Here is an 8,559-nt window from a genome sequence, read left to right as displayed (position 1 = left end):
GCAGGTCGGGTGACCTGCGAGGTTAAACGTCAAGCTAGGGCTACCGATCGGTAACCGCTCCCTCCTAAGCTGCCGTCAACTTATCTGCAGCGAAAGGGAGTTGACACGTGCGGGCGATGAGACGGCTGGCGGCGCTGCTGGGTGCCGCCGCGATGCTGATGTCGGCAGGGGGCAACGCCCACGCGGCGGCGCCCTCGTTCTCCGGCACGACCACGATCGGGACGCACAACGCGTACGAGAAGGACAAGTACACGTACTTCGCGCAGGCCCTCGACTCCGGCGCCTCACTGCTGGAGCTGGACGTCTACACCGACATCCTCGGCAAGCGCTGGCGGGTCAGCCACAGCAATCCGCTCGGCAACGACAACAACTGCGAGGCGGCGAAGACCCCGGCCGAGCTCTACAGCAAGAGCCGCAACCAGGATCTCGGCAGCTGCCTCGACAACATCGCCGCCTGGCACCAGCTCCACCCCGACCACCGGCCGATCATCTTCAAGGTGGAGATGAAGGTCGGCTTCTACGACAAGGGCGGCCTCGGCCCGAACGAGTTCGACGCGCTGGTGTCCTCGAAGCTCGGCGACATCGTCTACAAGCCATCAGACCTGCTGGGCTCCACGTACCCGACGCTCGACGCGGCCACCAGGGCCGGCGCCTGGCCCTCCCGCGACGATCTCCGGGGCAAGGTCATGTTCGAACTCATCCCCGGCACGGTCGAGATGAACAACCCGTTCGACTCCTACTGGACGGACGAGGAGTACGGCGACCATCTGCGCGACCTGTACGCCGCGGGGCACATCGCCAGCGCCCAGGCGTTCCCGGCCGTCCTGGGCGCGGCCGCCGGTGATCCGCGCACCAGCCGCTACGACGCCTCGATCCGCCCGTGGTTCGTGTTCTTCGACGGGGACGCGGCGTCCTACGTCAACGGCGGCTACGACACGTCCTGGTACGACAGCGGCCACTACATCCTGATCATGACGGCCGCCGCCGACGTGTCGCCGGCCATCTCGTCCACGGACCCGACCGACGCGGAGGTGGCCGCGCGGTTGTCGCTGCTGGCCCGGGACCATGCGAGCGTCATCACCTCCGACTGGTCCGCGAAGTCGGCCTCGGTCCTCAGTTCGGTCGCCGAAAGGGGCTGACTCCCGCACCGATGGGGCATATCACCCGTGCCAGATGATTCAGGCGGGCCCTGATTCCCCCACCAGCACGCCAGGGAGCCCCCCATGCTGCGAGGCGTAGACGTCAGCGCGCGGGGAGGGCGGGGCGGCCCGCCGCACCGGGGGCCTCCCCGCCCCGAGACGGTCCGTCCGCGCCGGACGGCACGGTCATGTCGTCGCTGTGCGGTGTGGTCGCCGGTCGTGTGCCCGGCCCCGCCCGCCGGACTCCTCGGCGGGCGGCCCCGGGTGGCCGCCGTCGGCGAGGCGGCGGTCGAGTACGGTGCGCAGGGCGCGGAAGTCGAGGGGTCTGCCGGATGCCACGGCTCCGACGGGACGTCCGTTCGCGGTCGCCAGGGCGGCGAAGTCGAACCCGTCGACGTCGCCCTGCACGGTCAGGGCATCGGCGTCGGCGGGATGGCCGGCGATCTGCAGCAGGACGCCGTACTGGTCGGTCCATGACCAGGGCACCGCGGTGAACGGTGTGGCGGCGCCGAGCATGTTCCTCGCCACGGCGGCGGCGTGCTGCTGGGCGTGGTTCCACTGCTCGTTGCGCACCCGCCGCCCCAGGAGGGGGTCGGGGCAGCGGGCCACGTCTCCGGCCGCGAAGACGTGCGGACGGCTGGTGGCGCCGTAGGCGTCGACGAGGATTCCGTCGTCCACCTCCAGACCGGCCCGGGCGGCCAGCGCCGTCTGGGGCAGGATGCCCACGGCGACCAGGACCGTGTGCGCCTGCCAGCTCCGTCCGTCGTGGGCGGTCGCCACCAGCGTGCCGCCCCGCCGGACCAGGTGCTTGATCGCGACACCGGTGTGCACCCGGGTCCCGTGGGCCCGGTGCAGTTCCAGGACGGCCCTGCGCAGGTGTGCCGGCAGCACCCGGCGCAGGGGCTCGGGCGCGGCCTCCACGACGGTGACGTCCACTCCCATCGAGCGGGCGCTCGCGGCGACCTCGAGTCCGACCAGTCCTGCGCCGATGACCAGCAGTGGTCCACCGGACTCCAGGTCGGCGCGGAGGGCGGGCACGTCCCCGAGGCGGCGCAGCGTGTGCACGTGGTCGTGCCCGGCGGCGTAGGGCAGGGTGCGGGCGCGTCCGCCGGTGGCCAGCAGCAGCCTGTCGTACGGCTGCCTGCTGCCGTCGGCCAGTTCCAGGGCGCCGTCGCCGATGCCGGTGACCGCGGTGCCGGTGCGCAGTTCGACGTCCAGCTCCTGCCAGACCGCCGGCGCCTTCAGACGGATCCGCTCGGCCGGTACGGCCCGCTTGAGGAAGTCCTTGGACAACGGCGGACGCCGGTAGGGCGCGTGGGGTTCGTCGCCGACCAGCAGGACGCGGCCGTCGAAGCCCTCCTCGCGCAGCGTGATCGCGGCGGTGGTCCCGGCGATTCCCGTGCCGACGACGGCGATGGTGCGGGGCGTGGTCTCAGGCACGGGACGCCTCGGCCATCCGGAAGTCGGCCTTGGCGGCGCCGCAGTCGGGGCAGCACCAGTCGTCCGGGACGTCCTCCCAGCGGGTGCCGGGAGCGATGCCCTCCTCGGGCCAGCCCTTGGTCTCGTCGTAGACGAAACCGCACACCAGGCACTCCCAGACCTTCACGGCAGCTCCTTGAAGTCGATCTTCTCGCGCACCCCGCAGTCGGGGCAGCACCAGTCGTCGGGCACGCCGGCCCAGGGCGTGCCCGCGGGGAATCCCTCGCGGGGCGCGCCGGCGTCCTCGTCGTAGACGTAGTCGCACACGGGGCACTGGTAACGGCTCATCGACGCACCCCGTGGCGGGCCAGGACCCTGTCCCTGGTACGGGGGTGGATGCTGGCCCGGGTGACATCGCCGTCGTAGTGGGCGAGCAGTCTCGGGTCCATCACGCGCCGCCACAGCGGCGGGACGACGGCGAGCAGGATCATGCCGGCGTATCCGGTGGGCAGTTGCGGGGAGTCCTCGAAGTGGCGCAGTGCCTGGTAGCGGCGGGTGGGGTTGGCGTGGTGGTCGCTGTGCCGCTGGAGGTGGTAGAGGAAGACGTTGGAGGCGATGTCGTCGCTGTTCCAGCTGTGCTGGGGGGTGCAGCGCTCGTAACGGCCCGAGGGGGTCTTCTGCCGCAGCAGGCCGTAGTGCTCCAGGTAGTTGACGACCTCCAACAGGCAGAAGCCGATGACGGCCTGCACCGCCAGGTATGGCAGCACACCGGGCCCGAACACCGCGGTCAGCGCGGCGAAGAGGACCGCCGACATGGCCCAGGCGCCGAGCACGTCGTTGCGCAGGGTCCACGGGCCCTTCCCGAGCCGGGCGAGCCGTTCCTTCTCCAGGTGCCAGCCCGAGCGGGCGCTGCCGTACACGGAGCGGGGAAGGAACGCCCAGAAGGACTGGCCGAGACGGGAGCTGGCCGGGTCCTCGGGGGTGGCGACCCGCACGTGGTGGCCGCGGTTGTGCTCGATGTAGAAGTGCCCGTAACAGGTCTGGGCGAGGGCGATCCGCGCCAGCCGGCGTTCCAGCGCATCCTTCTTGTGGCCCAGCTCGTGCGCGGTGTTGATGCCGAAACCGGCGACGATGCCGAGGGTGACGGTCAGCCCCGCCTTGTCCACGGCCGACAGGCCGGGACGGGACCACAGCCAGCAGGCCAGCACCAGCCCCGCGTACTGCAGCGGGAGGAACAGATAGGTGCACCAGCGGTAGTAGCGGTCCGACTCCAGCCAGACGAGGACGCTGTCCGGCGGGTTGGCGGAGTCCTTGCCGACCAGCAGGTCCACCAGCGGTATCACGCCGAAGACGACCAGCAGCAGCACCCACCAGAAGATGCCCTGCCCGGTCGCCGACGCCAGGCCCCAGGCAGCGAACGGAAAGGCGGGCAGCACGAGCCCGAGCAGCCACAGATACCGCTTGCCGTCCCGCCAGGTCACCTGCGGCACCGACGGCCCGAGCGGGTACGCGGTCCCCGCCATGACACCACCTCCTGGACACTTTCGCCTTCGAGTGTCCAGAAACTAGACAGTAACTTCAGTGACCGTCAAGAGAGGGGACAAGGCTCGTTAGGATGGGCCCGAGATGACGCGCTATCGAGAGTCGGTCCGTTCCCTGCTCAAGGAGCGGATCCTGGACGCCGCCTACGAGCGGGTCGCGGCCGAAGGCTGGGACCGGCTGAAGATGACCCACATCGCCACCACCGCCGGCGTGAGCAGGCAGACCGTCTACACCGAGTACGGGTCCAAGGGAGCCATCGGGCAGGCCCTGGTGATGCGCGAGGTGGAGCGCTTCCTCACCGGCATCCAGGACCAACTCCTCGCCCACCCCGACGACATGAAGGCGGCGGTGACCGCTGCCATCGGATACACCCTGCGCACCGCGGCCGACAATCCGCTCCTCAAGGCCATCCTGACCAGCCCCCGCGGCGGTGAGGGGGATCTGCTCGCCCACCTCACCACCCGCTCCGAGCCCCTCCTGGAGACGGCCACCACCATGCTCACCGCCTACGCGGCGGAGGTCTGGTCCGACATCGACGCCCGCTCACGGGACCTGGCCATCGAGGCCGTCGTGCGCCTGACGGTCAGCCACCTGGTCCAGCCGGTCCTGCCGCCGGATCTCACCGCGGAGCGCATCGCCGAGATCACCATGCGGGTCGCCGGGCGCTGAACGCCCCGGTAGCCCGGGACACCGGGCCCCGGAAACCACATCGGGGCTCCGCGCCCCGGCCGCGTGGAGCCCCGCGTGTCCCGCCGCGTCGCCCCCTAGGGGGTGTTCCGGAAGTCCCGCACAGCACCCGCGGCGCCCGGCACGCTCCCCCAGGCTCTTCGAGCAGGGGGCACCCCCACTCGCCGCACCGGCCGAAACCCCGAGTACGTCCAGTACGAGGGCTTTCGTCCGGCACGCCGAGAGCACGCACCGGACACCGCGGGCACCGCACAGGACTTTCGAAACACCCCCTAGGCGCGGAAGTCCGCGGTGCGCTCGGGTGACGCCTCCGCCAGCGCCTTGGCGACGGCGTCGGCACCGGCCCGCAGCCCGTACACCGGGGTACCGGGCTGCTGGCGCCAGGAGTCGTCGATGCCGCCGGCGTCGACCGTGTCGAAGCCGAGTTCGTCGATCAGGTCCCGCACACGCCGCTTGGCCGCCTCGTCGTCGCCCGCGACCGGGAGCGCCATGCGCTCGGGATCGCCGGCCGGACGGGGACGCTCCAGGATGTCCTGGGCGTAGGTGCCGTTGAAGGCCTTGACCACGCAATGGCCGATCTGCCGTTCGGTCCAGCGGCTCTCGGTCAGGCCCTCGTCCTCGATCGCCGCGATCCGTCCGTCCCGCTGCCGCGGGTAGTAGTTGCCGGTGTCGATCACCGCGACATCGTCGGCCGCGCCGTCGAGCAGCCCGGACGGCAGGTCCGGAACCGCCCTGACGGGGATCGTGACCACGACGACCTCGGCGCCGCGGGCCGCCTCCCCCACGGTGACGGGGGTCGCGCCCGTCTCGTCGGCCAGTGCGGTCAGCGTGTGCGGGCCGCGGGAGTTGGCGACGGAGACGTCGTGGCCGAGGGCGGTGAGCCGCCGGGTGAGGTTGCCGCCGATGTTGCCCGCGCCGATGATGCCGATCTTCATGTCCTGACTCGCCTCGCCCTTTCCGGGGATGTGTCCGGCGGAGCCCCGTGACCCCGTCGCTGGGCAGCACCAACCTCCGGGCGGTGCGGGCTATTCCGCGTCTGCGCCGTACGGGTGACGGCGGCCCGCGGCGCGTCGCGGGGGCTCGCGCAGCGCTAGGCGCAGGGGCGGGCCGTAGACACGGACTATGTCATCGGGCGCCATGGAGGCCACCGGTTCCAGGCGGAGGATGTAACGCGTCACAACAAGGCCGGCGATGTGCGCGCAGAACGCGCCAGCACGCGTACGGGCATCCGCCCCGCCGATCCGGGCAGCGATCGTGTCGATCATCTCCCGTTCCATCATCTCCTTGACCAGATCGGTGATGGCCTGGTCCTGGGTGGCCGCGGCGATCAGGGCGCGCAGGGGCGCGCCCGACTCGGGGTTCTCCCACAGGGCGAGCAGATCGCGCAGGGCGCGCTGGGGAAACGTGGCCGGATCACCCGCCACGGTGCGGGCCAGGGTCTCGGCGGGGTTGCCGGCCAGGGCGAGAGCCGCCCCGAAAAGGCCCTTCTTGGAGCCGAAGTAGTAGCTGACCAGGGCGACGTCCACATCCGCCTCGGCGGCGACGGCACGCAGCGTGACGGCCTGGTACCCGTCGAGGAGGAAGCGCCTGCGGGCGATGCCGAGGATCTGGGCGCGTGTGTCGGGTTTCCCGGACCTTCTCCCCCGCGCCGCGGATTTCATCATGGTTGAGATTCTACCGGCAGCCGCGTGACCCTCTCCCCGTGCTCACCCCCGCAGCGAAGGCGGACGGCGGAACGACGAAGCGGCGCCCACCGCGCGCGGGGACACCCGGCCGTTGCCGGCGCGGGCGTCCCCGCGGCATCGGGGTCACTTGTCCAGGTAGGCCCAGAACTCGTCGAAGGACAGCACCTTGTCGCCGTTGAGGTCCCTCGTCCTGATGATGGCCTCGGCCACCGTCTCGGTGACGTTCCAGTCGCCTCCCTGAGCCAGGGCGGACTTGAACTCGGCGGCGGTGATGAACCCGTCACCGTCCGCATCGATCCGCTGGAACTGCCTGCGTGCTTCCTCGATGTCCGCCACCGATCCGCCCCTTTGTGTCGCGATTCATCTGTCCTACTGTCGTACCGACGCAGGTCAGACTAACGGCCCGTGCGAGCCCTCAGTGCGGCGACCACCCAGGCGAACTCCTCCCGGTGGACGGGCTCGGACCGGCCGTTGACGGCGGACAGCAGTTCGCGGTAGCGGGCGACCCGCCCGTTGAAGGCCGTCTCCATGCGTTCCAGCACCGCGGAGGGGTCGGCGTCGCCGAGCAGTTCGCACAGCACCCCGTCCGCCTCCGGTGCCTCGGGCGCGATCCCGCGCTCCCGTGCCGCCCCCACCAGCCCGACGAGGCGCTTGACGAACCACAGGGACGCGCCGGCCGGTACGCCGGGGCCCCGGTCGGCCGCGTTGAACTCGGCCGCCTTCCGCATCAGGGCCCGGAACTCCGGGTCCTGGATCATCTCCGCCAACTCCACCCAGGCGTCGACCTGCTCGGGTGTCGGATCCTCGGGCAGGTCCACCGAGGTGCGCCGCATCCGCTCACGGATGTCCGGGTCCACGGTGTCGAGCTCGTGCAGCGTCTCCTCCACGAACTCGTCCACGATCCGCTGCCGCTCGGCCGCCGACAGCCGCGCCAGCCTGTTCATCAGGGTCATCTCCTCTGCGGTCGAACCACGTCGCGCCACGGTCGACAGCACGGCCCGGGTCACCTTCAAGGAACGGATCTGCGCGTCCAGGGCGGCCACGTGCCGCGCGGCCACCTCCGCCGTCGTCGTCTCGCCGGCCAGCACCCTGCGGACGTCGTCCAGGCCGAGGCCCAGTTCGCGCAGGGTGCGGATCAGGTCGAGGCGCGCTGCGGACTCCGCGTCGTACAGGCGGTAGCCGCCCGGGGAGCGGGCCACCGGGGGCAGGGCGCCCTCGTCCGACCAGTATCGGATGGTGCGCACCGCGAGTCCGGTGGCGCGGGCCAGTTCACCGATGGTGAAAAGGCCGGTGCCGTCGTCGATCATGTCTGCGAGTGTGAGCCCTCCAGTGGGTGGAGACTCAAGCCGGAGGAGACGACCGACTCATGTCCGACAGCCTGCGGGACATCCTGGACGCGGCGGCCCGCGGGTCGTTCCCCCCGGCGGACGGCGGCACCACCGTCGTACGCCAGCACTCGCCGCGCGACGCCGGGGTGATCGCCTTCACCGCGCACTCCGTGGTGTTCACGGACGAGGACCCGCGGTGGGTGCGCGAGACGCTGGGCTCCGTCGGCTGTGACGCGCTCGCCGCCACGATGAATCCGCGGTTCCTGGAGGCGTTCATGCGGCGGACCGGCCGGTCGCACGACACCGTCGACCTGCTCACCGTCGCCGCGCCGCTGCCGGGGGAGCCCCCGCTGGCGCTGAGCGCGATCGACGGTCCCGGCCACGACCGGGTCGCCCGGGCGCGCCGGCGCCGGGACGCCGTGCGCGTGTGGGCCGCGGACGGCGGTGTGCTCGTGCTGGGGCGTGGCGTCGCCGGGTGGCTGGAGGTCGCCGTGGAGGTGGACGAGGCGGTACGGCACCGGAGGCTGGGCCGGGCGCTCGCGTCGGCGGCGCGGCACCTGGCCTGCGAGCCGGTCTGGGCCCAGGTGTCCCCGGGCAACGCCCGCAGCCTGCGGGCGTTGCTGGCGGCGGGTTACCTGCCGGTGGGTTCGGAGGCGCTGCTCCTCGCCCCGTAGGCACCGGCGGCCGGTGCCGGACGAACGACCGGTAGGCCGCTATTTCGTGACGGACACGCTCGGACCAGACGGGGGAGCGGTCCAG

At 71.6% G+C, this 8,559-nt stretch carries 11 protein-coding genes; 3 read left to right on the top strand and 8 right to left on the bottom strand.

Annotated elements, in window-relative coordinates; all coding sequences use genetic code 11:
• Positions 1–107 precede the first annotated feature (107 nt).
• Positions 108–1,139, top strand: a complete 1,032-nt coding sequence (locus tag ACFSL4_RS31230; RefSeq protein WP_381090350.1) for a phosphatidylinositol-specific phospholipase C domain-containing protein — start codon at positions 108–110, stop codon at positions 1,137–1,139.
• A 186-nt stretch (positions 1,140–1,325) separates the two neighbouring features.
• Here the strand turns inward: ACFSL4_RS31230 and ACFSL4_RS31225 are convergent, their stop codons facing one another.
• From ACFSL4_RS31225 to ACFSL4_RS31210, 4 genes are read right to left on the bottom strand one after another with little or no spacing between them, the layout of a single operon-like run.
• The gene (locus ACFSL4_RS31225) at positions 1,326–2,579 is read right to left on the bottom strand and encodes an NAD(P)/FAD-dependent oxidoreductase (RefSeq protein ID WP_381090347.1); all 1,254 of its coding nucleotides are present in this window, start codon (positions 2,577–2,579) and stop codon (positions 1,326–1,328) included.
• Positions 2,572–2,745, bottom strand: a complete 174-nt coding sequence (locus ACFSL4_RS31220; RefSeq protein ID WP_381090344.1) for a rubredoxin — start codon at positions 2,743–2,745, stop codon at positions 2,572–2,574. Before ACFSL4_RS31220 ends, ACFSL4_RS31225 begins: the two co-directional genes overlap by 8 nt.
• Positions 2,742–2,906 carry a rubredoxin gene (locus tag ACFSL4_RS31215; protein WP_381090341.1) on the bottom strand — a complete coding sequence of 55 codons (165 nt, stop codon included), beginning with the start codon at positions 2,904–2,906 and terminating at the stop codon, positions 2,742–2,744. Before ACFSL4_RS31215 ends, ACFSL4_RS31220 begins: the two co-directional genes overlap by 4 nt.
• Positions 2,903–4,081: an alkane 1-monooxygenase gene (locus ACFSL4_RS31210; RefSeq protein ID WP_381090338.1), complete on the bottom strand. Its 1,179-nt coding sequence runs from the start codon at positions 4,079–4,081 to the stop codon at positions 2,903–2,905. The genes ACFSL4_RS31215 and ACFSL4_RS31210 overlap by 4 nt, the downstream gene beginning before the upstream one ends.
• A 103-nt stretch (positions 4,082–4,184) precedes the next feature.
• Between ACFSL4_RS31210 and ACFSL4_RS31205 the strand changes: the two genes are divergently transcribed.
• Entirely contained in the window at positions 4,185–4,769 is a 585-nt protein-coding gene (locus ACFSL4_RS31205; protein ID WP_381090335.1) for a TetR/AcrR family transcriptional regulator, read from the top strand.
• A gap of 290 nt (positions 4,770–5,059) precedes the next feature.
• Here ACFSL4_RS31205 and ACFSL4_RS31200 read toward each other — a convergent pair whose 3' ends face one another.
• From ACFSL4_RS31200 to ACFSL4_RS31185, 4 genes are all read right to left on the bottom strand, one after another.
• On the bottom strand, positions 5,060–5,752 hold the full coding sequence (locus ACFSL4_RS31200; RefSeq protein ID WP_381090353.1) for an NADPH-dependent F420 reductase: 693 nt from the start codon (positions 5,750–5,752) through the stop codon (positions 5,060–5,062).
• A gap of 60 nt (positions 5,753–5,812) precedes the next feature.
• Positions 5,813–6,451: a TetR/AcrR family transcriptional regulator gene (locus ACFSL4_RS31195; RefSeq protein WP_381090332.1), complete on the bottom strand. Its 639-nt coding sequence runs from the start codon at positions 6,449–6,451 to the stop codon at positions 5,813–5,815.
• 144 nt (positions 6,452–6,595) lie between these two features.
• Complete coding sequence (locus ACFSL4_RS31190) at positions 6,596–6,808, bottom strand: EF-hand domain-containing protein (RefSeq protein WP_381090329.1); 213 nt, start codon at positions 6,806–6,808, stop codon at positions 6,596–6,598.
• Between the two features lie 59 nt (positions 6,809–6,867).
• Positions 6,868–7,779 (bottom strand): helix-turn-helix domain-containing protein, encoded by a 912-nt coding sequence (locus tag ACFSL4_RS31185; RefSeq protein WP_381090326.1) that lies wholly within the window; start codon positions 7,777–7,779, stop codon positions 6,868–6,870.
• A gap of 59 nt (positions 7,780–7,838) precedes the next feature.
• On the opposite strand from ACFSL4_RS31185, the gene ACFSL4_RS31180 reads away from it, so the two are divergent.
• A complete protein-coding gene (locus ACFSL4_RS31180) occupies positions 7,839–8,474 on the top strand; it encodes a GNAT family N-acetyltransferase (protein WP_381090323.1) in 636 nt (211 codons plus the stop codon).
• Positions 8,475–8,559: the final 85 nt, after the last annotated feature.

The sequence above is a fragment of the Streptomyces caeni genome, assembly GCF_042678285.1.
Lineage (GTDB): Bacteria > Actinomycetota > Actinomycetes > Streptomycetales > Streptomycetaceae > Streptomyces > Streptomyces caeni.
This window is presented reverse-complemented; position numbering and strand designations above follow the sequence as displayed.

Excerpts from the sequence above, each read along its gene's own strand:
- ACFSL4_RS31210 (WP_381090338.1), bottom strand. The coding sequence starts at position 4,081 with ATGGCGGGGACCGCGTACCCGCTCGGGCCGTCGGTGCCGCAGGTGACC.
- ACFSL4_RS31180 (WP_381090323.1), top strand. The coding sequence starts at position 7,839 with ATGTCCGACAGCCTGCGGGACATCCTGGACGCGGCGGCCCGCGGGTCG.
- ACFSL4_RS31195 (WP_381090332.1), bottom strand. The coding sequence starts at position 6,451 with ATGATGAAATCCGCGGCGCGGGGGAGAAGGTCCGGGAAACCCGACACA.
- ACFSL4_RS31205 (WP_381090335.1), top strand. The coding sequence starts at position 4,185 with ATGACGCGCTATCGAGAGTCGGTCCGTTCCCTGCTCAAGGAGCGGATC.
- ACFSL4_RS31215 (WP_381090341.1), bottom strand. The coding sequence starts at position 2,906 with ATGAGCCGTTACCAGTGCCCCGTGTGCGACTACGTCTACGACGAGGAC.
- ACFSL4_RS31185 (WP_381090326.1), bottom strand. The coding sequence starts at position 7,779 with ATGATCGACGACGGCACCGGCCTTTTCACCATCGGTGAACTGGCCCGC.